25 protein-coding genes, 1 tRNA gene, 1 other RNA gene and 1 pseudogene are annotated in these 26,552 nt (G+C 62.7%); 11 read left to right on the top strand and 17 right to left on the bottom strand.

Annotated features, from left to right (window positions below; translation table 11 throughout):
* Window positions 1–3 precede the first annotated feature (3 nt).
* The 5 genes and pseudogenes from JN279_RS00415 to JN279_RS00395 form a co-directional block, all read right to left on the bottom strand.
* Window positions 4–447 carry an EF-hand domain-containing protein gene (locus JN279_RS00415; protein ID WP_096453224.1) on the bottom strand — a complete coding sequence of 148 codons (444 nt, stop codon included), beginning with the start codon at window positions 445–447 and terminating at the stop codon, window positions 4–6.
* A 220-nt stretch (window positions 448–667) separates the two neighbouring features.
* A complete protein-coding gene (locus JN279_RS00410) occupies window positions 668–856 on the bottom strand; it encodes a YodC family protein (protein ID WP_032932854.1) in 189 nt (62 codons plus the stop codon).
* A 133-nt stretch (window positions 857–989) separates the two neighbouring features.
* A pseudogene (locus JN279_RS00405) lies at window positions 990–1,427 on the bottom strand (VOC family protein).
* Between the two features lie 252 nt (window positions 1,428–1,679).
* Window positions 1,680–2,372, bottom strand: a complete 693-nt coding sequence (locus tag JN279_RS00400; protein WP_202351730.1) for a class I SAM-dependent methyltransferase — start codon at window positions 2,370–2,372, stop codon at window positions 1,680–1,682.
* 271 nt (window positions 2,373–2,643) lie between these two features.
* Window positions 2,644–2,719 (bottom strand) — tRNA-Thr (locus tag JN279_RS00395).
* Window positions 2,720–3,009: 290 nt separating this feature from the next.
* Here JN279_RS00395 and JN279_RS00390 point away from each other — a divergent pair.
* Entirely contained in the window at window positions 3,010–4,155 is a 1,146-nt protein-coding gene (locus tag JN279_RS00390) for a hypothetical protein (protein WP_096453226.1), read from the top strand.
* A gap of 4 nt (window positions 4,156–4,159) precedes the next feature.
* Here the strand turns inward: JN279_RS00390 and JN279_RS00385 are convergent, their stop codons facing one another.
* Window positions 4,160–5,761, bottom strand: coding sequence for a cisplatin damage response ATP-dependent DNA ligase (locus tag JN279_RS00385; RefSeq protein WP_202351729.1), 1,602 nt, complete (start codon window positions 5,759–5,761; stop codon window positions 4,160–4,162).
* Between the two features lie 232 nt (window positions 5,762–5,993).
* The gene (locus JN279_RS00380; RefSeq protein ID WP_202351728.1) at window positions 5,994–7,001 is read right to left on the bottom strand and encodes a ligase-associated DNA damage response exonuclease; all 1,008 of its coding nucleotides are present in this window, start codon (window positions 6,999–7,001) and stop codon (window positions 5,994–5,996) included.
* 105 nt (window positions 7,002–7,106) lie between these two features.
* Between JN279_RS00380 and JN279_RS00375 the strand changes: the two genes are divergently transcribed.
* The 3 genes from JN279_RS00375 to JN279_RS00365 all read left to right on the top strand — a co-directional run bounded on the left by JN279_RS00375 (window position 7,107) and on the right by JN279_RS00365 (window position 9,142).
* Window positions 7,107–8,024, top strand: coding sequence for a class I SAM-dependent DNA methyltransferase (locus JN279_RS00375; protein ID WP_202351727.1), 918 nt, complete (start codon window positions 7,107–7,109; stop codon window positions 8,022–8,024).
* 156 nt (window positions 8,025–8,180) lie between these two features.
* Entirely contained in the window at window positions 8,181–8,543 is a 363-nt protein-coding gene (locus JN279_RS00370) for a hypothetical protein (protein WP_202351726.1), read from the top strand.
* A gap of 71 nt (window positions 8,544–8,614) precedes the next feature.
* The gene (locus tag JN279_RS00365) at window positions 8,615–9,142 is read left to right on the top strand and encodes an AAA family ATPase (RefSeq protein WP_202351725.1); all 528 of its coding nucleotides are present in this window, start codon (window positions 8,615–8,617) and stop codon (window positions 9,140–9,142) included.
* 9 nt (window positions 9,143–9,151) lie between these two features.
* Here JN279_RS00365 and JN279_RS00360 read toward each other — a convergent pair whose 3' ends face one another.
* From JN279_RS00360 to JN279_RS00330, 7 genes are all read right to left on the bottom strand, one after another.
* Window positions 9,152–10,093: a 2-hydroxyacid dehydrogenase gene (locus JN279_RS00360; protein WP_202351724.1), complete on the bottom strand. Its 942-nt coding sequence runs from the start codon at window positions 10,091–10,093 to the stop codon at window positions 9,152–9,154.
* Window positions 10,094–10,122: 29 nt separating this feature from the next.
* Window positions 10,123–11,754 (bottom strand): ABC transporter ATP-binding protein, encoded by a 1,632-nt coding sequence (locus tag JN279_RS00355; RefSeq protein ID WP_202351723.1) that lies wholly within the window; start codon window positions 11,752–11,754, stop codon window positions 10,123–10,125.
* On the bottom strand, window positions 11,751–12,896 hold the full coding sequence (locus tag JN279_RS00350; RefSeq protein ID WP_096453241.1) for an ABC transporter permease: 1,146 nt from the start codon (window positions 12,894–12,896) through the stop codon (window positions 11,751–11,753). The genes JN279_RS00355 and JN279_RS00350 overlap by 4 nt, the downstream gene beginning before the upstream one ends.
* Window positions 12,896–13,990: a microcin C ABC transporter permease YejB gene (locus JN279_RS00345; protein WP_202351722.1), complete on the bottom strand. Its 1,095-nt coding sequence runs from the start codon at window positions 13,988–13,990 to the stop codon at window positions 12,896–12,898. Before JN279_RS00345 ends, JN279_RS00350 begins: the two co-directional genes overlap by 1 nt.
* A 30-nt stretch (window positions 13,991–14,020) precedes the next feature.
* Entirely contained in the window at window positions 14,021–15,889 is a 1,869-nt protein-coding gene (locus JN279_RS00340) for an extracellular solute-binding protein (RefSeq protein WP_202351721.1), read from the bottom strand.
* A gap of 14 nt (window positions 15,890–15,903) precedes the next feature.
* Window positions 15,904–17,781: an extracellular solute-binding protein gene (locus tag JN279_RS00335; RefSeq protein ID WP_202351720.1), complete on the bottom strand. Its 1,878-nt coding sequence runs from the start codon at window positions 17,779–17,781 to the stop codon at window positions 15,904–15,906.
* Between the two features lie 167 nt (window positions 17,782–17,948).
* Window positions 17,949–18,593: a c-type cytochrome gene (locus tag JN279_RS00330; RefSeq protein WP_096453248.1), complete on the bottom strand. Its 645-nt coding sequence runs from the start codon at window positions 18,591–18,593 to the stop codon at window positions 17,949–17,951.
* 193 nt (window positions 18,594–18,786) lie between these two features.
* Between JN279_RS00330 and JN279_RS00325 the strand changes: the two genes are divergently transcribed.
* The gene (locus JN279_RS00325; protein ID WP_202351719.1) at window positions 18,787–19,515 is read left to right on the top strand and encodes a 3-deoxy-manno-octulosonate cytidylyltransferase; all 729 of its coding nucleotides are present in this window, start codon (window positions 18,787–18,789) and stop codon (window positions 19,513–19,515) included.
* A 51-nt stretch (window positions 19,516–19,566) separates the two neighbouring features.
* Window positions 19,567–20,430, top strand: coding sequence for a prephenate dehydratase (locus JN279_RS00320; RefSeq protein WP_096453252.1), 864 nt, complete (start codon window positions 19,567–19,569; stop codon window positions 20,428–20,430).
* A gap of 76 nt (window positions 20,431–20,506) precedes the next feature.
* Here JN279_RS00320 and JN279_RS00315 read toward each other — a convergent pair whose 3' ends face one another.
* Genes JN279_RS00315 through JN279_RS00305 form a run of 3 tightly spaced genes read right to left on the bottom strand, consistent with a single transcriptional unit; the run spans window position 20,507 to window position 22,247 of the window.
* Window positions 20,507–20,812 carry a Dabb family protein gene (locus tag JN279_RS00315; protein WP_095198416.1) on the bottom strand — a complete coding sequence of 102 codons (306 nt, stop codon included), beginning with the start codon at window positions 20,810–20,812 and terminating at the stop codon, window positions 20,507–20,509.
* A 31-nt stretch (window positions 20,813–20,843) separates the two neighbouring features.
* Window positions 20,844–21,788 (bottom strand): NAD(+) diphosphatase, encoded by a 945-nt coding sequence (gene nudC, locus JN279_RS00310; protein ID WP_096453254.1) that lies wholly within the window; start codon window positions 21,786–21,788, stop codon window positions 20,844–20,846.
* Window positions 21,789–21,827: 39 nt separating this feature from the next.
* Window positions 21,828–22,247: an HIT family protein gene (locus JN279_RS00305; protein ID WP_096453256.1), complete on the bottom strand. Its 420-nt coding sequence runs from the start codon at window positions 22,245–22,247 to the stop codon at window positions 21,828–21,830.
* A gap of 144 nt (window positions 22,248–22,391) precedes the next feature.
* Between JN279_RS00305 and ffs the strand changes: the two genes are divergently transcribed.
* The 5 genes from ffs (at window position 22,392) to JN279_RS00280 (ending at window position 26,548) form a co-directional block, all read left to right on the top strand.
* Window positions 22,392–22,488: signal recognition particle sRNA small type (gene ffs / locus JN279_RS00300), an RNA gene on the top strand.
* A 104-nt stretch (window positions 22,489–22,592) separates the two neighbouring features.
* Window positions 22,593–24,431 carry a DNA polymerase III subunit gamma/tau gene (locus JN279_RS00295; protein ID WP_202351718.1) on the top strand — a complete coding sequence of 613 codons (1,839 nt, stop codon included), beginning with the start codon at window positions 22,593–22,595 and terminating at the stop codon, window positions 24,429–24,431.
* A gap of 23 nt (window positions 24,432–24,454) precedes the next feature.
* Window positions 24,455–24,778 (top strand): YbaB/EbfC family nucleoid-associated protein, encoded by a 324-nt coding sequence (locus JN279_RS00290; RefSeq protein ID WP_172347094.1) that lies wholly within the window; start codon window positions 24,455–24,457, stop codon window positions 24,776–24,778.
* A 76-nt stretch (window positions 24,779–24,854) separates the two neighbouring features.
* Window positions 24,855–25,262 carry a hypothetical protein gene (locus JN279_RS00285; RefSeq protein WP_202353611.1) on the top strand — a complete coding sequence of 136 codons (408 nt, stop codon included), beginning with the start codon at window positions 24,855–24,857 and terminating at the stop codon, window positions 25,260–25,262.
* 230 nt (window positions 25,263–25,492) lie between these two features.
* Complete coding sequence (locus JN279_RS00280) at window positions 25,493–26,548, top strand: cell wall hydrolase (RefSeq protein WP_202351717.1); 1,056 nt, start codon at window positions 25,493–25,495, stop codon at window positions 26,546–26,548.
* The last annotated feature ends 4 nt before the right edge of the window (window positions 26,549–26,552 follow it).

Genomic DNA, 26,552 nt, shown 5'->3' with positions numbered 1-26,552 from the left:
TGGTCATTGCTCCGGCTTGGGAGCGGATTTGTGGCCTGGCATCTCGTCGGCCGTCAGAATGCCGTCGCCATTCTTGTCCAGTCTGGCAAAGCGCTTGGCGAAGAATGCGTCGAGCTCGGCGCGATCGATGAAGCCGTCATGGTTCGAATCGATGCGCGCGAAGGATTTGGCGGCGTCGCCCTTGACGTTGCGCTTGGCCTGAAAGGCCTCCCACTCCAGCAGGCTGATCTTGCCGTCACCATCCGTGTCGGCCGCCATGATCGCCTTCTCCCGCCGCTTCTGGAACTTGGCCAGCGTGATGTCCGACTTGGCTTTTGGCGCCGCAGGGGCGGCGGCCGGCGGCGTGGCGCCAGAAGACGTGGCGGCCGGGGGCTGCGTCGCCGTCTGGGCGAGCGCCGCAGCGGTCAGCAGGCTCCAGGCAGCGGCAAGGATCGAACGGCGTATCATGCTTCGGCGTCTCCGGTTGGCGCGTCGGCCACGGCCCATGCCGTGGTCACGCTTCAACCGTTAAACGCCGCGGCGACGGAAATCCGTCGGTTGCCTGTGCCGATACTTTCGATGGTCGGCGATGCCGACCTGGATATTGGTATCGAGAACGACATAAACCTCATCCGGCGTCATCCGAATTCACGCCGGCCGGCCACCACCCGTGGCGAACGGGCAGGAGCTATGCCGATGGGTCGGCGGCCACCAATTGATCCGGCTTGAAACCCGCATGCTGCGGGATCCACACATCGCCCTCGCGGTTGAACCAGTGGCAGAGATACATGCCGGAAGCGGCACCGTCGCTGACCGTCATCTTCGGCCCTCCCGACTTCAGCCTGACGACGTCTCCGGTCTTGAAAGTATTGGGCATTTTCGACCTCCCATGCTGAGGCCCATGAGTTTCCCACCAAAGCTGAGTCTCGACAATGGCGGATATGGGGTGCCGGCAGCGCGATCCACCGCACCCCGCTCGCAGGCCCTTCGTCATTGTCGTCGTATTGCGCTCAGCCGAGTTCTTGGGCGAGGCCGATGAGAAGCCCTCCGGGCCCGCGTATGTAGCAGAGCCGATAGACGTCTTTGTACCGGACGACTTCGCCTGCGAGCTACGCGCCGCGCTTGCGGAGCCTTTCAAGCGTGTCGTCGATGTCGTCCACGGTGAACATGACGCGAAGGTAGCCCAGAGCGTTGACCGGAGCATTGCGGTGATCCTCGACGACAGGCGGCGTGAGGAAGCGGGATAGTTCGAGCCGGCTGTGGCCGTCCGGCGTGCGCATCATGGCAATATCGACGCGCTGATCGGCCAGTCCGGTGACACGTCCGGCCCATTCGCCTTCGATCGTGGCCCGCCCTTCGAGCTCAAGGCCGAGCTCGCGAAAGAAATCGATCGTCTCTTCGAGATCGTCGACGACAATGCCGACATTGTCCATCCGTTTGAGCGCCATGTGTCCAATCTCCAAGGGGCCGTGCAGGCCGCAAACATAAAACTGCTCGCCAGGTGAGCAAGGGTTGATCCAGGGCTCTGGAGGCGAGCCTTGCAATGCGTCGCCGGTTTGAACTGACGGATTTTGAGTGATCGCTATGGCGCCACAAAGAGCAGGGCGCATATCCGCGGCTTTACGCTCGATGGCTTTGACCTTCGCCGAGGCCATGGCGGCGTAATTCGTTGGCCTCGACCCACTGTGATCCTTCGTTCGCTATAGAGCCTCTTTGGCGAAGCGCGGACGCCGTCGCATCCTGAGCGTGCTCAAAATGACCGAGTTGATAGCGGAGCCGATACCAAACCTTCCGCTATCGACTTTCTGAGCCACGATTTGGTGCCCGACATGGAGAACTTTAATTTCCTTGCGTCTGGAAGCCACGAAAACATTGATGGCTTCTTCCGGCCTCGTTTCGATCGGTTGTTTCCGTTCCCAAGCGTAATCGTCCCAGATAATGGTCCCGCCATTCTTGAGTAGAGGCCACGCCAGAAGGGAATCGACGTGAACCGCGTCCCGGTCGTGGGCACCATCGATATAGATCAGGTCGTAAGATTTTTTTTGGTCCTGCAGGTCGAGCAATGCCTTGCTGGAAATCGACTTCAGCTTTGTGACGCGCCCGGCATACGATGCCGTGTTGGCATCGAAGCGCTGTTCTACTTGGGAAAATCCGCCGGCCAAAGTTACGTATTCGTTCTGCCCTCCATCGAATGGATCGATGCACGTAATCCGCGACAGATGGCAGTACTCAAGAAAAAAGATCGCGGAACGTCCTTCCCAAGATCCGATTTCCAAGATGTTGAGAGGTCGATCCCGCATACTTGCAAGGCAAGAGCTCCAGACATGAAAGTTATTAGACGTCCAATCGGAAGAAAATTCTTTCCCTTCATACCACTTAGCAAAATCGACCACTGCTCACTCCTCTATTCCAGGATCGTCTAGCGCCACTCTCCGCTTCAATGCAACCCCGCAAGTGGGACCTACAATTGATCGTCATGTTATCGGGCTGCACGAACGTACCGCTTCCCAGCTTTATCAGCAGATCGGCGCGCTAAACCCGATGCAAGGCGATCTCACACCAAGAACAAAAGGGCAAAAAGCGCCGCCAGGAAGTGCTGCCAGAGTGCTACCACGGCGTTTTTCGCTCTACGCCTCTGGAACCCGCAAACCCTTGGGAAATATTTGGTGCCGCTTAGGTGACTCGAACACCTGACCCCATCATTACGAATGATGTGCTCTACCAACTGAGCTAAAGCGGCCCGGGAGGCCAAGGCCTCCAAGATGGGCTGGGTGATAGACTCAACCGGCGGCGAATTCAAGATGCGACTTGCCAAATCATGCACGAGCGCTCGCCGCGGTCGAAACAAGGGCTTCACGCCACCCGGCATGCGGGAATCGCCGGCATGGTCCGATTTTATTTGCCGGAATACCGCCAAGATGGACTTTGGACGGCCCGTCGAGGCAGAATGCGGCTGCCCGCCCGTTGATTGATTGGTCGCCTACCGCTAACCATCAGGGAAGATTGGGGCAATTTGCAGAGGGATCCCGCTTGGACGCGATCGAAAAAGCGATCCGGAACGCCTTGGAAAAGGGCAATGCCGACGACCGCGCGTTCCGCGAAAGGGTCTATCGGTCGGCCTTTGCCGCGCTCGACCGTGCGCTCCAGGCCAATCCCGGCGTGACCGTGGAAGTCGCCATCAAGCGCCGCAAGGCGATCCAGGCGACGATCACCGAAATCGAATCGGAGTTCCTGCCGGCGGTGCCGGATGTGGGCCTGGAGGTCGACGCACCGGCGGCCGAGCCCGCGGTCGCTGCGGCACCCGCGATCGAGATCGGCGACAAGACGCCATCGCCCGCCGTCACTGTCGACGGGCCCGCAGAGCCCGCGTCCGATGCGCCGCGCTCGCGCGTGCTGCCGGTCGTTCCCGACATCATGCCGGACGCGACGCTTCCAGGTGCGCCGGCGATCGACATGTCCACCCCTGCCGCTTCGGGGGCAGCGACGGAAGTGGCGCCCGATCGCGATGAGCGGCGCATTCGTGGACGTCGCTTGCCGCTGACCGCCATTTTCTTCACCGTGACCCTGCTTGCGGCGATCGGCATCGGCGTGTTCTTCGCCATCCAGACCGGTGTGTTCAAGACGGCGGCACAGCTCAACACAGCGCCGCCGGAGGCGCCGCCAACCGTAGAGGATGACGATTTCACCCCGGCTGACGGCGCCAACGCGCCGGCAAAGCCTGGTGCCGCGGACCAGTCGCGCAACTGGATCAATGTGTTCTCGCCGGCAGACCCGACGCATGTCGCCGCTCCGTCGGACGCCAAGGCCTCGGTGATGAAGGACGACACCGGTCCGTTCCTGCGCATCCAGTCCGGTCCCTCCGGTTCGGCAATCGCTTTCGATGTCGGGCAGGGCGTGCTGGAGAAGCTCGCCGGCAAGCACGCCGTGTTCGATATCATAGCGCGTGCCGAGGATGGCAAGGACACGCAGATTTCCGTCGATTGCAATTTCGGCGAGCTTGGCGATTGCGGCCGCAAGCGCTACGCGGTCGGCCAGCAGCGCAACGAATATCTGTTCGATGTGCAGTTCCCCGCCAAGCATCCGGGCTCGGCCGGAACCATCGCCGTCAATTCCGATTTCGACAAGCAGGGCAAGGCGGTCGACATCTACGAGATCCGCGTCTCGATCGAGCCGTAGGACTTTAGCGGTCGAGCAGCGCCTGCAGCGTCTCGATGCGGTCGGCCTCGTTGGCCGGCTTGTCCCAGCGCAGCCGTGAAATGCGGGGAAAGCGCATGGCGACGCCGGATTTGTGCCGGGTCGAGCGGTTGAGCCCCTCGAAGGCGACTTCCAGCACCAGGCCATTGTCGCGATCGGCCCGCACTGAACGCACCGGCCCGAAACGCTCGACCGTGTTGTCCCGCACATATTTGTCGATCTGCTTCAGCTCCTCGTCGGTGAAGCCGAAATAGGCCTTGCCGACCGGCACCAGTTCCTCCTCGCCTTCGGCCCCGGACCAGACGCCGAACGTGTAGTCGGAGTAGAAACTCGAGCGCTTGCCATGGCCGCGCTGGGCATACATCAGCACCGCGTCCACCGTATGCGGATCGCGCTTCCACTTGAACCACGGGCCTTTCGGCCGGCCGGCGACATAGGGCGAATCCCAGCGCTTCAGCATCACGCCCTCGATGATCGGATGCGGCGGCGCGCGGCGCAGGTCTTCAAGCGCCTGCCAGTCAGCGAAGGCGACGAAGGGCGACAGGTCGAAACGGCTGGGATCGAGCGTCTTGACGAAGGCTTCGAGGCGGCCACGCCGTTCCCGGAACGACAATGCGCGAAGGTCTTCGTCGCCGAGCTGAAGCAGGTCGTAGCAGCGCATGAAGGCCGGATATTGCTGCTGCATCTTCGGTGTCACCGTCTTGCGGTTCAGCCGCTGCTGCAGGTCCGAGAAGGTTCCCGTCGCCTCTCGCGGGTCGCCGACCAGCAACTCGCCGTCCAGCGTCGCGGAAAAATGCATGGCGTCGGCGAGATCGGGAAAGGCGCCGGAGACATCGTCGCCGGTGCGAGAATAGAGCCGGCGGATGCCGCCTTCCGCCACCGCCTGGACACGGATGCCGTCCCATTTCCACTCGGCCGCATAATCCGCCGGATCGAGCTTTTCGAGATCGCCATCGCCGACCGGATTCGACAGCATTACTGGGCGAAACAGCGCCAATGCCGTGTTACGCGGTTTTTCGGCCTTGCCTTCCAGCCAGGCGAACAGCCCCGTGTAGGGCGGCGATAGCCCGTGCCAGAGCTCCTCGATTTCGGCGACCTCGACCTTGCCGAAATCCGCCAGCGCCTGTTTGGCCAGCCGCGCCGAGACGCCGATGCGTAGGCCGCCGGTGACCAGCTTGATGATGGCAAAGCGCGCCGAGATGCCGGCGCTGTCGAGCAGGCTGGCCAGCACCTTCGGCCCGTCGGAGCGGCTTGCCGCCTGCAGTTTTGCCACGACCTCGCCAAGCGTCGGCTCACGGTTGGGGATCTTGCCTGATGTCTGCGGCCAGACCAGCGACACCGTCTCGGCGAGGTCGCCGACATAGTCGTAGGAATAGCCGAACAGCACCGGATCCATGCGTTCGGTGACCAGCATACGCAGCATCGCCGGCTTGACCGCAGCGATTGTGAGGTCACCGGTGATGGCGGCCAGCGCCAGACCGCGATCCGGGTCCTCGACGGTTCGGAAGTAGTCGACCAGCAGCGTCAGCTTGCCGTTGCGCGACGGCGTCAGCACCAGGCGATCGAGGAGTTCGGCGAAGCGGTTCATGGCTGGGTGCGCCCCGCCAATAGCGAAAGCCGGCGCGAGGCACCCCTCTCTGGCCTGCCGGCCATCTCCCCCTCAAGGGGGGAGATCGGATGTCGCGCCGGCTTTCGCCAATCGCCGACGTTGCAGAAAGAGCGGAGCCAATGAAGCTGCCAATCTCCCCCCTTGAGGGGGAGATGTCCGGCAGGACAGAGGGGGGCGACATAAAGCGCTGCATCAACGATTGCTCTCATGCTCAATCGCCCTCATCCTCATAGCCCACCAGATGCAGTGGCCTCGCCGCTATGCCTTCCAGTTCGCACCAGCGGACCAGCGCTTCCTCGCGGCCATGCGTCACCCAGATTTCCTCGGCGCCGGTTTCCTTGATGGTGGCGGTGAGTTCGTCCCAGTCGGCATGGTCCGAGATGATCAGCGGCAGTTCGACGCCACCTTGCTTGGCGCGCTGGCGGATGCGCATCCAGCCCGACGCGAAGCACGAGATCGGATCGGGAAAGCGCCGCGCCCAGCGATCGGCGAAAGCCGATGGCGGGCCGACGACGATGGCCCCAGTGAAGTCATCCTTGCCGCCCTCGACCGTAGCCGGTTCGAGGATTCCCAAATCTATGCCCTGGCTTTGATAATACTCGCTGAGCCTGGCCAGCGCGCCATGGATGTAGAGGGGCCTGTCATAGCCGGCGTCGCGCAGCAGCCGCATCACCCGCTGTGCCTTGCCCAAAGCATAGGCGCCGACCAGATGCGAGCGTTCGGGAAACTGCGCCGCCGACTTCAGCAGGCGGGCGATCTCTTCCGTGTCGGGTGGGTGGCGAAACACCGGCAGGCCGAACGTCGCCTCGGTGATGAACACGTCGCAGCGGATCGGCTCGAACGGCGCGCAGGTTGCGTCCCTTTGCCGTTTGTAATCGCCGGAAGCGACGATGCGCATGCCCTGGTGCTCGACCGATATCTGCGCCGAGCCCAGCACGTGGCCGGCCGGATGGAAGCTGATGTTGACGCCAGCGAGCGCGATCGTCTCGCCGAACCGTGCCGCCTGGGTCGTTCCGGCAAAATCCTCGCCATAGCGCAGGCCCATAATGTCGAGCGTCTGCTGCGTCGCCAGCACCGAGCGGTGGCCGGAGCGCGCGTGGTCGGAATGGCCATGCGTGATCAGCGCCCGGTCCACCGGCCGCACCGGGTCGATGAAGAAGTCGCCCGGCGGGCAGTAAAGGCCTTCGGGCCGGGGATGAAGCAGGTCGCTGGCGCGCATGGTCCCCAAGATAGGATATAATTCCGTTGCGGGAAGTCTGTTGCCACGGACTGCTGACTCCAGCATACAGCACCATCGGCCTCATGCGCCGATAGGACCCATGACATGAAACCGCTTCAGGCCTCGTCCGGCGACTTGAACGCCGATCGCCGCGCCGATTATGCCGAAATGCTCTTTGCGGATGGCGATCACGCCGCTGCGGCGGAATTGCTGCTCGGAGCACTCGAATTGACGCCGCAATGGGCGATGGGCTGGTTTCGTCTCGGCGAAATGCAGCAGGCGGCGGGTGCATCGGATCTGGCCGCGCAGGCATGGAGGGTGTCGCTGCAACTCGATCCGACGGATCGTCAGGGTGCTGCGCCGTACCTGCAATTGATCGGCAAGGCGCCGGTGTCCGACGCGCTCCCCAGCGCTTTCGTTGAAACACTGTTCGACCACTACGCCGGGAGCTTCGATGAATCACTGGTCGACAAGCTGGGTTACCGGCTGCCTGAGCTGCTGGATCAGGCGATTCGAACGGCAAGGCCGGGTCGCTTCCCGCTGGCGCTCGATCTCGGCTGCGGCACCGGCCTGATGGGGCAGAGGCTGCGGCCGATTGCCGGCCGGCTTGAGGGCTATGACATTTCGACCGGAATGCTGAAACGGGCGCGGGCCAAGGGCGTCTACGATTTCCTCGGCAAGGCCGATCTGCGGGATTTTTCCTATGCCGGCCCGAAGGCCGAGCTGGTGACAGTAGCAGACGTCTTCATCTATGTCGGCGCGCTCGACGGCATGGTGAAGACGATCGCCGGCTTGCTGGCCGAGAATGGCCTGTTCGCCTTTTCCGTAGAGAGGTTGAGCGGCAGTGGCGATTTCGTGTTGCTGCCATCGCGCCGCTACGCGCACTCTGAAACCTATGTGCGTGAAATCCTGGCCGCCAACGGATTTTCGATCCTGTCCCTGGAAACAACCGTGATCCGGCAGGATCGTCGGGAACCGGTCGACGGGCTGGTCGTTGTGGCCGGGGAAGTCCACGCAGCCTGAAGCGTTCACAATCGGGTCAATGCGGCGATCCTTCCCAACCTCAAAGGGGTACTGCCCCACTTGTCTCGGTGAAGCTTCTGCTGCGAAAAAGCCCGAATCGCGTGCGCGGTTAACACGGGGCGCGCGCGCGCGGAATATCAGGAGGGAGCATATTCGATGCGCTGGCACATGATGATCTTGGCATCTTGCCTGGCAACGGCCGGCTGCGTCGGCAATTCGATGTCCGAACGCCAGGACGCCAACATCGAGTCCTCCCTGCAGTATGACACCGTGCCATGCGATCAGTTGCTGGTGCAGCGCAATGACCTGGCGCAGCAGAACAACCTTCCGGTGACCGCAAAGCCGACCTTCTACAATCCCGCGATGGGTTTTGGCCCGTTCACGCCCGACATGCGCTCCAAAGCCCAGCGCGACAGCGACAAGGCGGCAGGCGAGATCGATGCCATGAACCGGTCGATCGAGCGCCGCGACTGCGGCAAGCCGGACAATCAGAAGAAGAAGCTCGCTCTGCCCAGTTGAAGATACGAAACAGCTATTGGCCGGGACTTTGTCGCGGACAGCAGGCCGCGTTCTCCTGAAGGTGCGATCGGATGAAACTCTCGGATCTTGGCGACCGCATCTGCATTCTGGGGCCGTCCAACAGCGGCAAGTCGACCCTGGCCGACGCGATTGCCCGCAAGCGTGGCCTGGAGCCCGTTCACCTCGATCTGCTTCATCATCTGCCCAACACCGACTGGGAGCCGCGTCCAAAAGGCGAATTCATTGCCTTGCACGACGCCGCGATCGCCGGCGAGCGTTGGGTCATGGACGGGAATTACTCGATCTGCATGCCGCAACGCTTTCAGCGGGCGACGGGATTGATCCTGCTGGATATCTCCACCCCGGCAAGTCTGCTGCGCTATTTCAAGCGAAGCTGGTTTGAGACGAACAGGCGCGGTGCCTTGGAGGGCAGGCGCGACAGCGTCAAATGGGACATGATCCACCATATTGCCGTGACCACGCCGAAAAACCGCCAGAGATACCAGGCGATGTTCGAAGAGCTCGACCTGCCAAAGCTGCAGCTATCGTCCTTGAGGGAAATCAAGCGATGCTTCGGGCAGTGGGATCTTGCCAGGTAAGTATCCTGGCTAATACCCCGCCTTGCGGTCCACCAGATTCTCGAGCTTTTCGCCGCGCTCGAAGGCGTCCATCTGGCGCAGCATGATCGGCGCCAGATGCATGGGATCGGAGGTCGCCGCGGCATGCGGCGTCACGAACACCTTTGGATGGTTCCACAACGGGCTGGTCTTGGGCAGCGGTTCGACCTCGAACACGTCGAGGCTCGCCTCCTTCAGCGTGCCGTCATCCAGCGCCCGCACAATGTCGGCGTCCTTCTGCAGGCGGCCGCGTCCGGCGTTGATCAGCACCGAGCCGCCGAGGCCATTGCGCTTGCGCAATTCCTTCAGCACGCCGTAATTGATGATGCCTTGTGTGTCCGGCGTCAGCGGCAACAGCACGACAAGGATATCGGTCGCCTTGAGGAAGGGGATCAAACCGACCTCGCCGGAATAGGTCGCGACCCCTTGCATCGGCCGGTCGTTGCGCGACCAGCCATTGACCGCGAAGCCGAGCGACAGCAGCACCGAGGCCGCGGCGCGGCCGAGATTGCCGAGCCCCATTATGCCGACGGAAATGTCGCCGGCCGGCCTCTGTTGCGGCTCGTGCCAGATCTTTTTTTGCTGCTGCTGCCGGTAGAGCAAGCCCTGGCGATGATGATCGAGCACCCGCCAGACGACATATTCGGTCATGTACTGGGTGAGGTTGTCGGCGACGACCTTGACGATCGGCACGTCGGGCAGGCCGGGGTCGGCGAAGATATGGTCGACGCCGGCGCCGATCGAGAAGATGGCGCGCAGATTGGGCAGCGACGACAACAGGTTCGGCTTCTGCTTCCACACCACCGCATAGGTGATAGACGGATCCTTGGCGCCGTCCGGCTCCAGCACCACCTCGCGCTCGGCCGACAAAAGGTCGCGCCAGCGCTGCGGATGAAAGCCGGTGACGGCTAGCAGGATGCGGCCTTTTTCCATCGCGGTATTCTAGTCCTTTTTTATGCAAATTACTCGCTGACGATGCCAACCGGCGCCGTCTCTATCTTGAAGGCGGCCGAGATCAGTGCCCGAGTATAGTCGGTTTGCGGATTTTCAAAAATCTGCTGGGAAGGGCCGGCCTCGACGATCCGGCCATTGCGCATGACGATGACGTCGTTGGCAAGCGCCCGGACGACCTTGAGATCGTGGCTGATGAAGAGATAGGCGAGGTCGTACTTGGCCTGCAGATTGCGCAGGAGGTCGACGACCTGCGCCTGCACGCTCATGTCGAGCGCCGATGTGGGCTCGTCCAGCATGACGAAGCGCGGGTTGAGCACCATGGCGCGTGCGATGGCGACGCGCTGGCGCTGGCCGCCGGAAAATTCGTGCGGGTAGCGGTTGCGGGTCTCCGGATCGAGGCCGACCTCTTTCAGCACGGCCGCCACCTTGTCGTCGCGCTCATCGGCTGACAGCTTCGGCTCGTGGATCTTCAGCCCTTCCTCGATGATCTCGGCGATCGACATGCGCGGGCTGAGCGAGCCGAACGGATCCTGGAAGACGATCTGCAATTCGCGCCTGAGCGGCCGCATGGCGTTGAAGGTCAGCTGGTTGATGTCGCGTCCGTTGAACTGGATGGTCCCGGTCGACGAGATCATGCGCGCCAGTGCCAGGCCGAGCGTCGTCTTGCCCGAACCCGACTCGCCGACCACGCCCAGCGTCTGGCCGGCGCGCACGGTGACATCGATGCCGTCGACCGCCTTCACATGATCGACGGTGCGCCGGAAGAAGCCCTGCTTGATCGGAAACCAGACCTTGATGTCCTTGCCGGTCATCACCGGCTTGGCGCCGGCATTGGCCGCCGGCGGCTTGCCTTTAGGCTCGGCCGCCAGAAGATGCTTGGTATAGGCGTGCTGTGGGTTGGCGAAGATGTCCTTGGTCGGTCCGGCCTCGACGATCTTGCCCTTGGTCATAACGCAGACCCGGTCGGCAATCTTGCGCACGATGCCGAGGTCATGGGTGATGAACAGCATCGACATGCCCTTGCGGCTTTTGAGGCCCGCGAGCAATTCGAGGATCTGTGCCTGCACGGTGACGTCGAGCGCCGTCGTCGGCTCGTCGGCGATCAGCAACTCCGGTTCGTTGGCCAGCGCCATGGCGATCATGACGCGCTGCCGCTGGCCGCCGGACAGCTGGTGCGGATAGGCGTCGAGGCGTTTTTCCGGCTCACGGATACCCACTTCCTTGAGCAAGGCCAGCGTGCGTGCCTTGGCCGGGCGGTCGGCCATGCCCTGATGCAGCTTCAGGATTTCGACAATCTGGTGCTCGATCGTGTGCAGCGGATTGAGCGAGGTCATCGGCTCCTGGAAGATCATGGTGATCTTGTTGCCGCGCACCTGCCGCAACTGCTTCTCGTTCATGGCCAGCAGGTCGGCGCCCTGGAACAGGATCTTTCCCGAGGGGTGGCTGGCCGTCGGATAGGGCAGGAGCTTCAGCACGGACAGCGCCGACACCGATTTGCCGGAGCCGGATTCGCCAACCAGCGCCACTGTCTCGCCTCTGGCGATGTCGAACGATATGTGGTCGACGGCGACAGACTGGCCGCCGCCTTGGCTGAAGGCGACGCTGAGGTCCTGTATGCTGAGCAGAGGCACTTGGCTCATTTGAACGTCTTGCGCGGATCGAAGGCGTCGCGCGTTGCCTCGCCGACAAAGACCAGCAGCGACAGCATCAGCGAAATGACGACGAAGCCGGAAATGCCGAGCCACGGAGCATTGAGGTTGCGCTGCGCCTGCTTGAGCAGTTCGCCGAGCGAGGCGGAACCCGGCGGCAGGCCGAAGCCGAGATAGTCGAGCGAGGTCAGCGTCGAGATCGAGCCAGAGAGCAGGAAGGGCAGGAAGGTCAATGTCGCCACCATGGCGTTGGGCAACAGATGCCGGAACATGATCGTGCGATTGGGCACGCCGAGCGCCCGGGCCGCGTTGACATATTCGAAGTTGCGGGCGCGCAGGAACTCTGCCCGCACCACGCCGACCAGCGCCACCCAGGAGAACAACAGCATCAGCCCAAGCAGGATGAAGAAGCCCGGCGGCAGGATGGCGGCGACGATGAGCAGCAGATAAAGCACCGGGATCGCGGACCAGATTTCGATGAAGCGCTGGAACAGCAGGTCCGTCCAGCCGCCGAAATAGCCCTGCAAGGCGCCGGCGCCGACGCCGATCAGAGCCGAGCCGGCGGTCAGGATCAGGCCGAACAGCACCGAAATGCGGAAGCCGTAGATGACGCGCGCCAAGACGTCGCGCGCCTGGTCGTCAGTGCCGAGCCAGTTCCAGTTGCCGACGATACAGGCCGGATCGGCGGCCCCTTGCGGATACTGGTTGCAGCGCATCTTGGCGTCATATTCCCACGACGGCTTGGCCGGTGCTGCTTCCGGAATGGCGTTGTTGACGGTCTGGTAGGAATAGCGGATCGGAGGCCAGATCATCCAGCCATTGGCGTTGATCTCGTCCTGGATCACCGGATCGCGATAGTCGGTGACGGCATAGAAGCCGCCGAATTTTTCCTCGGGATAGGCGACCAGCACCGGAAACAGGATCTCGCCCTTGTAGGAAGCGATGATCGGCTTGTCGTTGGCGATGAATTCGGCAAACAGCGACAGCACGAACAGGACGAGGAAAACCCACAACGACCAGTAGCCGCGCCGGTTGGCCTTGAAATTCTGCAGGCGACGCTTGTTGAGCGGCGACAGAAATGGCCGTTTGATCCGCGCGGGAACCGTCTCCGCCGTGGCACTGGCCTCCGACATCAGACGTCTCTCCGCTCGAAATCGATGCGCGGATCGACCCAGGTGTAGATGAGGTCGGACAGCAATCCGACAAACAACCCAAGCAGCGAGAAGATGTAGAGGTTGGCGAACACCACCGGGTAGTCGCGCTCGACCACCGAGCGGAAGCCTAGCAGGCCGAGGCCATCGAGCGAAAAGATGTTCTCGATCAGCAGCGAGCCGGTGAAGAAGGCCGAGATGAAGGCACCGGGGAAACCGGCGATGACGATCAGCATGGCATTGCGGAAGACATGGCCGTAGAGCACCTGCCGCTCCGAAAGGCCCTTGGCGCGCGCCGTTACCACATACTGCTTGCGGATCTCCTCCAGGAACGAGTTCTTGGTGAGCAGCGTCGTGGTGGCGAAGGCAGACAGCACCAGCGCCGTCAGCGGCAAGGTCATGTGCCAGAAATAGTCGACGATCTTGCCTGGCCAGGACAACTGGTCCCAATTGTCCGAGACGATGCCGCGCAACGGAAACCAGTCCCAGAAGGACCCGCCGGCGAACAGCACCATCAGCATGATGCCGAACAGGAAGCCCGGAATGGCATAGCCGACGATGACGACGCCGCTCGTCCAGATGTCGAAAGGCGTGCCGTCCTTCACCGCCTTGCGGATGCCGAGCGGGATGGAGATCAGATAGGACAGGAGCGTGATCCAAAGCCCGATCGAAATTGAAACCGGCATTTTCTCGAGGATCAGGTCCAGCACCGAGATATCGCGGAAATAGCTGTTGCCGAAATCAAAGCGGGCGTAGTTCCACAGCATCATGCCGAAGCGCTCGAGCGGCGGCTTGTCGAAGCCGAACTGCTTCTCCAGCTTCTTGATGAATTCCGGATCGAGGCCCTGTGCGCCGCGGTATTTCGAGCTGACATCGCCGGCGACATCGAAGTTGGAGCCGCCCGCATCGCCGCCGCCACCGCCGAGGCGGTCGCTGCCGCCCTGGTTGGTCAGCTTGGCGATGACCTGCTCGACCGGGCCGCCTGGGGCAAACTGGATGACGGCGAAGGAGATCGCCATGATGCCGAACAGCGTCGGGATCATCAAAAGGATGCGGCGCAGTATATAGGCGCCCATCAGGCGTCCTGCCCGCGTTGGACTGCTATCTCAGCCTTTGCCAATTTTTGCCGCCTTGCCCTTATCGACCCACCACAGCGCCTCGACCGGAAAGCCGAAATCGGGTTTTTGCTCAGGAAAGCCGAACATGTCCCAATAGGCGCTTCGGTGATTCGCCAGGAACCAACTAGGAATCCAATCGCACCGCGCGCGCAAGACCCGGTCGAGCGCCCGCATTGCGACCGTCAGGCTTTCACGGTCTTTTGCCGCGCCCACTGCGCCGATCAGCGCATCGATCGCGGGGTCTGACGTGCCCGGCAGATTGCGTGAACCGGAGAGGTTGGCCGTCCTGGAATGGAAGAAGCCTTCGAGATCGTCCCGCGTCGGTGTCGCTGTGAACGAGAAAGCAGCTGACAGCAGATCGAAATCGAACGTCGCCTGCCTGGCCTGGTATTGCGCCGAATCCACCAGTCGGATCGTGGCGTCGATGCCGATCGCCTTCATGTTGGCGACCCAGGGCGAATAGACTTGCACGAAGGTGTCGTCGTCGACCATGAATTCGGCCGAAAGCCTGCCGCCCTTGCCGTTGACGACGAAATCGCCCGACCGTTTCCAGCCGGCTGCGGCCAGAAGCTTTGCCGCCTGGCCGAGCAGCTTGCGGTCGCGGCCGGAGCCGTCGGACGCGGGCTGGGTTACCGCCTCGCCGAAGACCGCCGCTGGCACCTGGCTTCGCAGCGGCTCCAGCAGCGCCAGCTCTTGCGGCGATGGCACACCTTCAGCGCGAAAATCCGATTTTTCGAAGCAGGATTGCGAGCGCTCGTAGGAGCCGTAGAAGAAGTTGCGTCGTGTCCACTCGAAATCGAAGCAGAGCGCGATCGCCTGGCGCACGCGCGGATCGCGAAACTGTTCACGCCGCTGGTTGACCGCCGTTCCCTGCATTGTCGGCCGCTTCTCGGCCGGGAATTCGTGCTTGATCACCTTGCCGGCGGTCAGTGCCGGGAAGTCGTACGCCGTCGCCCACACGCGCGAGGTGAACTCCTCGCGGTAGGTGATTTCACCCTTCTTGAAGGCTTCGAAGCCGGCTGTGCGGTTCTGGTAGAACTCGATGCGGATACGCTCGAAATTGTTCTGGCCACGATTGACCGGAAGGTCGCGGCCCCAATAGTCCGCCACCCGCTCATATTCGATCCACGCGCCGGCCGAGAAGCGCCCGACCTTGTAGGCGCCGGAGCCAAGCGGCGGGTTCAACTGCGAAGAGTCGAACGGATTGGCCGTGTAGAAGGCCTTCGACAGGATCGGGAACTCCACGACGTTGAGCACGGTGCGGGCCGATTGCTTGCCGGAAAAAGTAAGCCGCAGCGTGCGGTCGTCGACGGCAACGGCCTCGACCATGTGCGTCAGGGAAAGCGACAGGTCGGGGTGGCCCTTGTCTTTGTAGAGCTTGAAGGTGAAGGCGGCGTCCTGCGCCGTCAGTGGTGACCCGTCATGGAAGTGCGCTTCCGGGCGAAGCGAGAAGGTGAAGGAGTTCCGGTCGTCGGACAGCGTTACGCCGTCGGCGATCTGGCCATAGACGGCGTCCGGTTCGTCGAGTGCCCGCACCATCAGCCCATCGAAACACATCTCCATGCGCGGCGGCGCATCGCCCTTGTCGGCGAAGGAGTTCATCGTGTTGAAGGTTTGTGTGTCCTGGTTGTAGCCCCAGTTCGGTGGTGAGAAATTGAAGATCCCGCCAGTCGGCGCGTCGACATTGACATAGTCGAAATGGGTGAAATCCGGTCTGTATTTGAGGTCGCCGAAAGCGGAGAGCCCATGCAGCTTGGTGCCGGTTGCAATGTCGGCGAAGGCTTTGCCCGGCAGCAAGGCCGCGGCAGCGGCGGCGCCGCCCAATGCCAGGAAGCCGCGGCGGGGCAGCACTGCCATCGATCGCCGCCCCATCAATTGCCACCCTTGTATTTGGCCGCCAGTGCCTTTTCCTTGTCGAGGTCGATCCACCAGGAGTCGGGATCATAGCCGGCATAGGCGGGCTGCTTCTCGGGAATGCCGAACTTGTTCCAGTAAGCCAGCCAGATCGCCGAGCGGTAATATTGCGGCACGACGTAGAAATTCCACAAAAGTACACGGTCGAGCGCATGGGTGGCTGCGACGAGATCCTCGCGGTCGGTGGCGAAGATGACACGGTCGACCAGCGCGTCGACGGTCGGGTCCTTGATGCCCATCAGATTGCGGGAGCCCGGCGTGTCGGCGGCCTTCGAACTCCAGAAATCGCGCTGCTCGTTGCCGGCCGAATCTGATTGCCCGAACAGACCCGTGACGACGTCGAAATCGAAATGGGTGACGCGATTGACGTACTGCGTCTGGTCGATGATGCGCAACGAGGCGTCGACGCCGATCTTGCGCAGATTGGCGATGTAGGGGCTGGCGATCACCTGGTCGGTGTCGTTCCAGCCCAGAATCTCGAACTTGAACGGTTCGCCGGTCTTGGCATTGACCATCTTGCCGCCCTTGATCACCCAGCCGGCCTTGGCGAAGAGGTCGACTGCCTGTTTCAGGTACTTCCGTTCCGCTTGCGGCGAATCGTAGACCGGCAGCTTGTACTCTTGCGTGAAGAGCTCTGGCGGCAGCTTGTCGCGATACTTTTCCAGGATTTCCAGTTCCTTGCCTTGCGGCAGTCCGCTTGAGGCCAGGTCCGTGCCCTGGAAATAACTGGATGTGCGGGTGTTGAAGCCGAAGAACAGGGTGCGGTTCATCGACTCGAAATCGAACGGAATGGTCAGCGCCTCACGCACCAGCCGGTCCTGGAACAGTGGCCGCCGCTGGTTGAGGACGAAGCCCTGCATCGGCTGCGGCGAGTGGCTCTCGAAACTCTCCTTGATGACGTCGCCAGCCTTGATGGCCGGGAAAGTATAGGCCGTCGCCCATTTGCGCGAGCTGTATTCGCGGTTGAGATCTTCCAGTCCGCCCTTGGTGAAAGCCAGCCATGCGGCATTGTCGTCGAGGATATAGGTGAAACGCTGCGTGTCGAAATTCTCGCGGCCGATCTTCACCGGCAGCTTGGCCGCCCAATAGTCCGGCACGCGCTGCCAGACGACTTCCGAGCCCGGCTTGAAACTGGCGATCTTGTAGGCGGCTGAACCCAGTGGAATTTCCAGCGTTGGCTTGGTGACGTCGCGCTTCTTGCCGCTGGCGTCGGTGCCTTCCCACCAGTGCTTTGGCAGGACGGCGAGGTCGCCGATGATCTTCGGCAGTTCGCGGTTGCCCTTCTGGTTGAAATGGAACTCGACCTCGCGGTCGGAGATCGCCACCGCGTCGGTGACATTCTCGAAATAGCGGCTGTATTGCGGGCTGTTGGCCTTCAGCACCTGGAACGACCAGATCACGTCGTCGGCGGTGATCGGCTGGCCGTCATGCCATTTCGCGCGTGGATCGAGCCGGTATGTGGCCGAGGAATAGTCATCAGGATATTTGTAGGCGTCGGCGATCAGCGGATGACTGGTGCTGCCTTCATCGGTCGCCTGCTCCATCAGCGTGTCGTAGAGCAGGCCGCCGCCGAATCCGAAGAGACCCGCCGCCGGCGATCCCCGCACGATATAGGGATTGAAGCTGTCGAATGTGCCGAGCACCACCGAATTCAACGTGCCGCCCTTGGGCGCGTTCGGGTTGACGTAGTCGTAGTGCTGGAAATTGTCGCCGTATTTGGATTGGCCGATCAGCGATGAGGTGGTGCGCCACTCGTCGGCTCGGGTCGCTTGCAAGCCCGCCGCCAGCAGGCCCGCCGCCAGCAGCGACTTGAGAAGCGTTCGGCCAACCGTCATGCACTATCCTCTTCGCGATGCGTGCCAGATCATCCAGAAAGGCAATCTAGATGATTTGCCGCGCGTGAAAACCGCCATGCGCGGCTTTGTCGCCGCATATGCGTTTTTCCTAACGAAAAAGCCGGGCAGAACCCGGCTTTTCTATGAACGCTTCCATGACAACTTGGTTATTTGGCCGGCGCGGCCGGTGCCGGAGCCGCAGGCTTGGCCGGAGCGGCTGCATCGGCCGGCTTGGCCGGCGCCGTTGCGTCGGCCGCGGCACCCGGTGCCGGCAGCGGCTTGGGATTGTCCGACAGCGTGCGCAGATAGGCGATGACGTTGGCGCGGTCCTCGTCCTTGGGCAGGCCGGCGAAGCCCATGGCCGTGCCCTTCACGAACTTCTTCGGCGAGGTGATGAAGTGGTTGATGTTGTCGTAGGTCCACTTCTCGGTGCCGCCCTTGGAAAATTCCTTCATGCCGGCCGAATAGGCAAAGCCTTCATGCTCGGCGACCGGGCGGTCGACGAGGTCCCACAGATCGGGGCCGACCTTGTTGGGGCCGCCCTTTTCGCCGGAATGGCAGGCCTGGCACTTCTTGAACACGGCAGCGCCGGCCTCGACATTGGCGGTCTGCAGCAGATCGGCGATCGGCTTGGCTTCGGCGGCGGGTGCCGCCGGGCCGCCTTCGGCGGGCTCCGTGGCTTCGATGATGAAGCCGGGCTTTTCCGGGGCCGGCGAGGCAAACAGCGCGTCCGACACCAGGCCGACCGAGAAAACGACGAACACGGTTCCGAGCAATCCGGCGAGCAGTTTGTTGACTTCGTTGGAATCCATACGCCCCTTGCTCCCTTTTCCGGCGGACCGAACCGTCCACTCCGTCCGTCGGTATCGAGACCTGCCCTCCAGAGCCGGTCAAATCGGGCGGAAACTAGGTCTTTTGCTCGGGCGTTGCAACACCTATAAGGGCGCTGCCAGTGAGACCTTTTGCCACTTTTCCCCTCCTCTTTTCGAACGCCTTGCCATAGCGATGTCCACCTTGATCCTGATCCCGGCCCGCATGGCCTCCACCCGCCTGCCGGGCAAGCCGCTGGCCGACATTGCCGGCGCCCCGATGATCGTCCATGTCGCCCGCCGCGCGGCCGAAGCCGGCCTCGGCCGGGTGGTGGTGGCGACCGACACGCAAAGCGTCGCCGAAGCGGTGCGCACGCATGGTTTCGAGGCGGTGATGACGCGCATCGACCATGAATCCGGCTCTGACCGCATCCACGAGGCGCTGGTCGCGCTTGATCCCGGGCGCAAGGTGGAAACCATCGTCAATGTCCAGGGCGACCTGCCGACCATCGATCCCGGTATCATCGCCGCTTCGCTAAGGCCGTTCGAGAATGCGGCGGTGGATATCGCCACGCTCGGCGTCGAGATCGTCCGCGAGGAGGAAAAGACCAATCCCAACGTCGTCAAGATCGTCGGGTCGCCGCTGTCGGCCACCAGGCTGAGGGCGCTCTATTTCACCCGCGCCACAGCACCTTGGGGCGAGGGGCCACTCTATCACCATGTCGGCCTCTACGCCTATCGCCGCGCGGCACTCGAACGCTTCGTCGCGCTGAAACCATCGCCGCTGGAGCGCCGCGAGCGGCTGGAGCAGTTGCGGGCGCTGGAAGCCGGCATGCGCATCGACGCCGAAATCGTCCAGTCGCTGCCGCTCGGCGTCGACACGCCGGAAGACCTTGAGCGCGCCAGGATGATCCTGGCAAATTGACGGTCCCCGTAAACCGAGATCCCTTCGACCCCTTGAATCGAGACCCGGCCCATGCCTGAAAAGACCAACAGAATATCCTTCCAGGGCGAGCCGGGCGCCAATTCCGACACCGCCTGCCGCAACGTCTATCCCTCGATGGAGCCGTTGCCCTGCCCGACTTTCGAGGATGCCTTCAACGCAGTCGAGACCGGCAAGGCCGATCTCGCCATGATCCCGATCGAAAACACCATCGCCGGACGCGTCGCCGACATCCACCATCTGCTGCCCGAATCGAGGATGCATATCGTCGGCGAGTATTTCCTGCCGATCCATTTCCAGCTGATGGTGCTGCCCGGCGTCAGGCGCGACGAGATCAAGACCGTGCATAGCCACATCCACGCGCTTGGCCAGTGCCGCAAATACATCCGCAAGAACGGCTGGAAGGCGGTCGTCGCCGGCGACACGGCGGGTGCGGCCAAGATGGTCTCCGAGGTCAAGGACCGCACCATGGCGGCGCTGTCGCCGACGCTGGCCGCGACGCTCTACGGGCTCGACATCATCGAGGAGAATGTCGAGGACACGGATTCCAACGTCACCCGTTTCGTCGTCCTGACCAAGAGCAAGCAGTGGGCTGAGCGCCCTTCACCGGACGTCAAGATGATGACCACCTTCATCTTCCGCGTCCGCAACGTGCCGGCGGCGCTCTACAAGGCTATGGGCGGCTTCGCCACAAACGGCATCAACATGACCAAGCTGGAGAGCTACCAGCTCGGCGCCTTCACGGCGACGCTGTTCTACGCCGACATCGAGGGCCATCCCGACGATCCGCTGGTCAAGCTGGCGCTGGACGAGCTTCGCTTCTTCTCCCGCGAGGTGCGCATCCTGGGCGTCTACCCGGCCAGCGAGTCGCGCGAGCAGTGGAAGGTGGCGGACTGATCGCTGTTGAGCATGATCTCGGACAAACGGAAACCGTTTGTCCGAGAAAACCGGTTCCCACTTTTCGGGATCATGCTCAAATCACCGCGCCCAGCGGCACATAGTCAATCTCGAGAAATTTCTCGACCTCCGGCACCCAGCGGTCGCGCACGAAGGCGACATGGTCGGGATGGTCGTTGTACCTGGTGTAGGCGGCCTGGTCGGCGAACTCCATCGAGAAGCCGAACCGATAGTCGTTCTTGGGGCTGATCTGCCGCAACTGTTCGAAATGCGTGACGCCCCGGATCGCGGTGAGGATTTTCTTGGCATCGACGAGGAACCGCTTTTCCTCGAGCGAGTGCGGTGCATGCTTCAGCGTGAAGACGACGGTGTGCCGGATCATTTGTCTCTCCTGCAGTGACTTCCAGTATTGGCTATTCGCTGTCGACCCAGGCGCGGATCAGGTGATGCGCGATCGCCCCTTTCGGCGGCGTGACCAGGTTATCGGCATGCTCCCGGGCCAGCATCAGGCGCACCTCGTCGCGGCCGAACCAGCGGCAGTCTTCCAACTCGTTGAGGTCGGCCTGGATGTCTTCATTGAGCGGTTCGCCGAAGCAGCCGATCATCAGTGAATAGGGGAACGGCCAGGGCTGGCTGGCGTGGTAGACGACGCGGCCGAGCCGGATGCCGGCCTCCTCCAGCGTTTCGCGGCGCACCGCCGCCTCGATCGTCTCGCCCGGTTCGATGAAGCCGGCAAGCGCGGAATACATGCCCGGCGCGAAATGCCGGCCGCGCCCGAGCAGGCATTTCTCCCGCGTGGCCGTCAGCATGATCGCCACCGGGTCGGTGCGCGGGAAATGCTCGGTGCCGCAATTCGGGCAATGCCGCTTGTAACCGCCGGCCCGGATTTGAGATTCGGTGCCGCATTTGCTGCAGAAACGATGGCTGGCATGCCAGGCGAGCAGAGCAGCCCCTTGCGCCATGGCGCCGGCGGCCGCCTCGTCGATGAGCCCTTGCATATAGACCGATCGGTAGTCGATCGCCTTGACGGTCTCGGGCAACTGTTCGGCGTCGATTGCGACTGGCATCGCCAGCACCGGCCCCTGTTCGGAAAAGCCGAGCAGCACAGCCCCGGCAAAGGAAGGCTTGAAGGGCTCGCTGTCGGCGGCGCCGAACCATGGGTCCAGGCGGTCGCCCTGGCCGAGCTTCAAGTGGAGCCGGCCGCCATTCATCAAAAGCAGCCGCGTCGTTGGATCCGCCAGCGCCTTGTCGACCGAATCGTCGGCGCGATTCTCGGATTGCCGGTCGATCGTGTTGCCGGCAAAGCCGACGAACTGGCTCGGCTCGCGCAAAGGCGCGTCAAACAGGCGGAAGCTCATGCGGACTCTGGATGCTTTGGGATGAACACTGGGGAAGGCTTATAGCGCCGCCCTTATCGTTTCGGCAAACCGGCGCAGGTCGGAACCTTGATAGGGCTCGCGCAGGCCGTGCCCCCACACCGGGCCGGGCCAACCGGGATCGCCTTCGGACCGTGCGACGATATGGATATGCAATTGACGCACGATATTGCCGAGCGCGCCGGTGTTGATCTTGGTGCAGCCGGTCACTTTCTTCAGCGCCTGCGCCACCATATTGGTCTCGAAGGTCAGCATCGCCTGGTCGAGCGGCGTCATGTCGTGGATTTCTTCCGCTCCTGGCCGCTGCGGCACCAGAAGCAGCCAAGGCCAGCGGCGATCGTTCATCACCCGCAATTCGCACAGCCCAAGCCACATCAACTGCTCGCTGTCCGCCTCCAGCCGGGCATCCAGCGTGAATCCGGCCTTCAGGCCCGGCAGCATCGGCGTTTCCCTTGCTTTTCTTGGTTTACTCAAACCATGAACGCTAGAGCGGCTACATCGGGGCTGCAAGCGAATCTCTTGTGTGATCGCGCCGATTTGCCTGCGCACTTGCATTTCGTCGCGCAATTGCCGATATGGACAGCGGGAGGTTGGTGGTGGACGATCCACTCGCCAACCGGGTCAGGTCCGGAAGGAAGCAGCCCTAACGAGCCCGGAACGGGTCATTGTTCCAGCCTCCCACCTCTTCGGCCCTCCTCGCCACATTGACGACGCATTGCAGCGCGGGCGAGATTATGCGCAGGAATCGGCGCCTTTGGGCGCGGCCTTTTGGAGCTTAACGGGCGAATGAGCGAAGCCGGAAATTCGGGGCCAAAAAGCCTGGAGCCAAAAAGCCCGGATAATGAAAAGGCTGCTGCCTACCGCGTTCTGGCGCGCAAATACCGCCCGTCGAATTTTTCCGAGCTGGTCGGCCAGGAGCCGATGGTACGCACCCTCACCAACGCCTTTGCCACCGGCCGCATCGCCCAGGCCTGGATGCTGACCGGCGTGCGCGGTGTCGGCAAGACCACCACCGCGCGCATCCTGGCGCGGGCGCTGAACTACAAGACATCATCCGTGGACCAGCCTTCGGTCGACCTTGCCGTGCTCGGCGAGCATTGCCAGGCGATCATGGAAGGCCGCCATGTCGACGTCATCGAGATGGACGCCGCCTCGCATACCGGCATCGACGACATCAGGGACATCATCGAGCGCGTGCGCTACGCGCCGGTCTCGGCCCGCTACAAGGTCTACATCATCGACGAAGTGCACATGCTGTCGACGCAGGCCTTCAACGGCCTGCTGAAAACGCTGGAAGAGCCGCCGCCGCACGTCAAATTCATTTTCGCCACCACTGAAATCCGCAAGGTTCCGATCACCGTCCTGTCGCGCTGCCAGCGCTTTGACCTCAGGCGCATCGATGCCGGTGCGCTGGTCGCGCATCTTTCCTCGATCGCCGCCAAGGAAGGGATTTCGGTCGACGACGACGCGCTGGCGATGATCGCGCGCGCCGCCGAAGGCTCGGCCCGCGATTCGCTCTCCATCCTCGACCAGGCGATCGCGCATGGCGCCGGCTCCGTCAGCGCCGAGGCCGTGCGGGCCATGCTGGGCCTGGCCGACCGCGCCCGCATCGTCGACCTGTTCGAACATGTGATGAAGGGCGACGTGGCGGCAGCCTTGGCCGAGTTCCGCACGCAATACGACACCGGCGCCGATCCGGCCGCCGTGCTGACCGATCTTGCCGAGTTCAACCACCTCGTCACCCGGCTGCGTTTCGTGCCGACCGCCATGGACGATGCTTCGCTGTCGCAGGACGAGCGTGAGCGCGGAGCCGATTTCGCCAGGGCGCTGTCGGTCAGGGTGCTGTCGCGCACCTGGCAGATGCTGCTCAAGGGCATTCCCGAGGTGCAGTCCTCCAACCGGCCGGTCAGTGCCGCCGAAATGGTGCTGATCCGGCTGGCGCACGCCGCCGACCTGCCGACATTGGACGAGGCGCTGCGATCATTGGACGGGGCGGCACCGGCTCAGAATGGCGCATCGCGCCCGAACGGCGCGCCTGCGGGTTCCGGCAACGGCAATGGCGGTGGTGCGGGCGCGGTGGCGCAGACGCGCATGCCGTCCGGGTCCGGTGGCGCGCAGACCATGCGGCTGGTCGAGGCCACGCCCGCGCCGGCCGCCTTCGTCGCGCCGCCCGCGCCGGTGTCCGAGCCGCAACACGTGCCGGTCAGGTCGCTGGCGGACATCGTTGCCCTTGCCGGCGCGCAGCGCGACATCGCCTTCAAGGTGCTGGTCAAGCGCTGCATCCGTCCCGTGCGCTTCGAGCCCGGCCGCATCGATGTCAGCCTGACCGACGATGCGCCGAAGTTGCTGCTCAACGATTTGACGACGAAACTGCGTGCCTGGACCGGCCGCAGCTGGCTGGTGTCGCTGTCGAAGGAAGAGGGCGGCCAGACGCTGGCCGAAATGGAATCGACCAAGCGCGAAAACGCCTTCCTCGATGCCAAGAGCGATCCGACGGTTGCCGCCTTCCTGGCGCGCTTTCCCGGTGCCAAGATCATCGACGTGCGCATCCCCGACGCGCCGGAGGCGGAAACGGCCGAGGCCGAAGTGCCGGTCGAGCCGCCAGCGGATGACGACGAGACCTGATAAACCAAGACAAGGACCGGACCATGAAAGATCTTCTCGGCCTGATGGGTAAGGCGAAGGAAATGCAGGCCAAATTCCAGGCCATGCAGGACGAGATCGCCACGCTGGAAGCATCCGGCCAGGCTGGCGGCGGCCTGGTCAACGTCACCTTGACCGGAAAATTCGAGATGAAGTCGCTGAAGATCGATCCGTCTCTGTTCAAGGAGGACGATGTCGAGATCCTCGAGGACCTGATTCTTGCCGCCCACAATGACGCCAAGGCCAAGGTCGAGCAGATCATGCAGGAAAAGACCAAGGCGCTGACCGCCGGCCTGCCGATCCCGCCGGGAATGAAACTGCCCTTCTGATGCATGTCGCCCGGAACCGTGCAGCGGTTTTGGGGCAACGACATGCATGAAAGTTGAACCCAGCGGCGATGCGCCCATGACCGAAGAGCCGTCCGAAAGACTGATCGAGCAGCGTATCCGCAACAGGATCTACGAGATTCTGGAAATCCTTGCCGATAGCGACGCCGGCGTCGATATCGTCGGCATCAAAGGCTACTTCCACCTGTTCGAGGATTTCGTGCACCGCCCGTCGATCGAGGCCGGCACGTCGGCGCTGTCAAAGGAGGAGCGCGCAATCGTGCTGGAAATCGCCGAATTCCTCGAGGCGGCCTCCGAAACAAATCCCGATTTCACCAAGGCCGAATTCATCGACAGCGACTGGCCGGGAAGGATCGCGCCGGCGGCCAGGGACGCGCGGGCTTTGTTCCTCAGGCGCGGCCTGTTTTCGGAGAAGGTCGAGGAGCTCGAGCCGGGTCAGTCGGCCGTGATTGCGGCCGGGCGGTAGCGATTCCCAGGAAAAACGTTACGCGGTTTTTCCTGGAGCAATTGCGGCGAAACCAAGAGAGAGCGGTCATCGCCTTTGTGAAATGACGGCTCGATCTATCTGGAAAGCCTCGAAATTGTGCCTTTTCGGCAACAGTACGTTGTTAATAACGTTTTAGCCATCATTTTGCCTGAAAGTGTCTCATTCTTGCCGCAGCCTGGGGGCGGGCATCGAAGTGAGAGGGTAACCTGTTGATCGTCACGCGATGGAAGGCGCCGCTGTTGCTCGGCGTCATCACGTCTCCCCTGTTCCTGGCTGCCTGCAGCCAGACCACTTCGCACGGCATGTCTGTTGCAAGCCTGACCGATGCCATCACGCCGAGTTTCCTGAGCCGGCCCTTCAGCCACACGCCGAAGGACAGGGAATGCCTGGAAAGGGCGATGTTCTTCGAATCCAACCGGTCGAGCCGCGACGGCATGATCGCCGTCGGCACGGTGGTGATGAACCGCTTGCGCTCCGGCAACCACGGCAGCACCATCTGTGACGTGGTGGGTGAACCCGGGCAGTTCGCGCCGGGCGTCATGACCAGGCCGATGAATTCGCGCGCAATGCCCGATGTCGAGGAAGCCGCCGACGCCGTGCTCAAGGGCGAGCGCAAGGCCAAGCTCAAGAACACCATGTATTTCCACACCGCCGGCCTGCATTTCCCCTACAAGAACATGCACTACACCATGGTCGCCGGCGGCAATGCCTTCTACGAAAAGCGCGGCCGCAACTGGCAGCCGTTGCCGGATGAGCCAATGGTTGCCTCGGTGGCGCCGCAAGTGGTGAAGCCCGCCGCGCCGGTGACGATGGTCGCCTCGGCCGAGCCGGTGAGCACGGCCAAAACGTCCCGCACCGCTCCGGCGCAACAGGTCTTTATGACCGCCTCGGTGGAGCCGACGCGTCCGGCCAAAACCGCTGTTCGCACCGCTCCGTCGCAGCAGGTCTTTATGACTGCTGCTGCGGAACCGACACGTCAGCCCAAGACCAAGACCGCTCCGGTGCAAGAGACTTATGTGACCGCGGCTGCGGCGCCGACGGCAAAGTCGGCACGCGTGACCGTGAAGCAGACGGTGGTCGCCATGCAGGAACCGATGGAAGAACCGGATGCCGCCCGTTTTGGCGGAACCTTGAACACGAAGGTCATCAGTTCGGTTCAGGGGGAGCCGCAAGAGGCGGCGATGGGCTTCCAGTCGACGCCTGAGAACACCGATGCCATTGGCGCGATGATCGTCAGCCAGGGGCGGCCGCTCGAAGCCAACTGACCCG

The organism is Mesorhizobium sp. 113-1-2 (assembly GCF_016756475.1).
In the GTDB taxonomy this organism is placed as follows: domain Bacteria; phylum Pseudomonadota; class Alphaproteobacteria; order Rhizobiales; family Rhizobiaceae; genus Mesorhizobium; species Mesorhizobium loti_C.
This window is presented reverse-complemented; position numbering and strand designations above follow the sequence as displayed.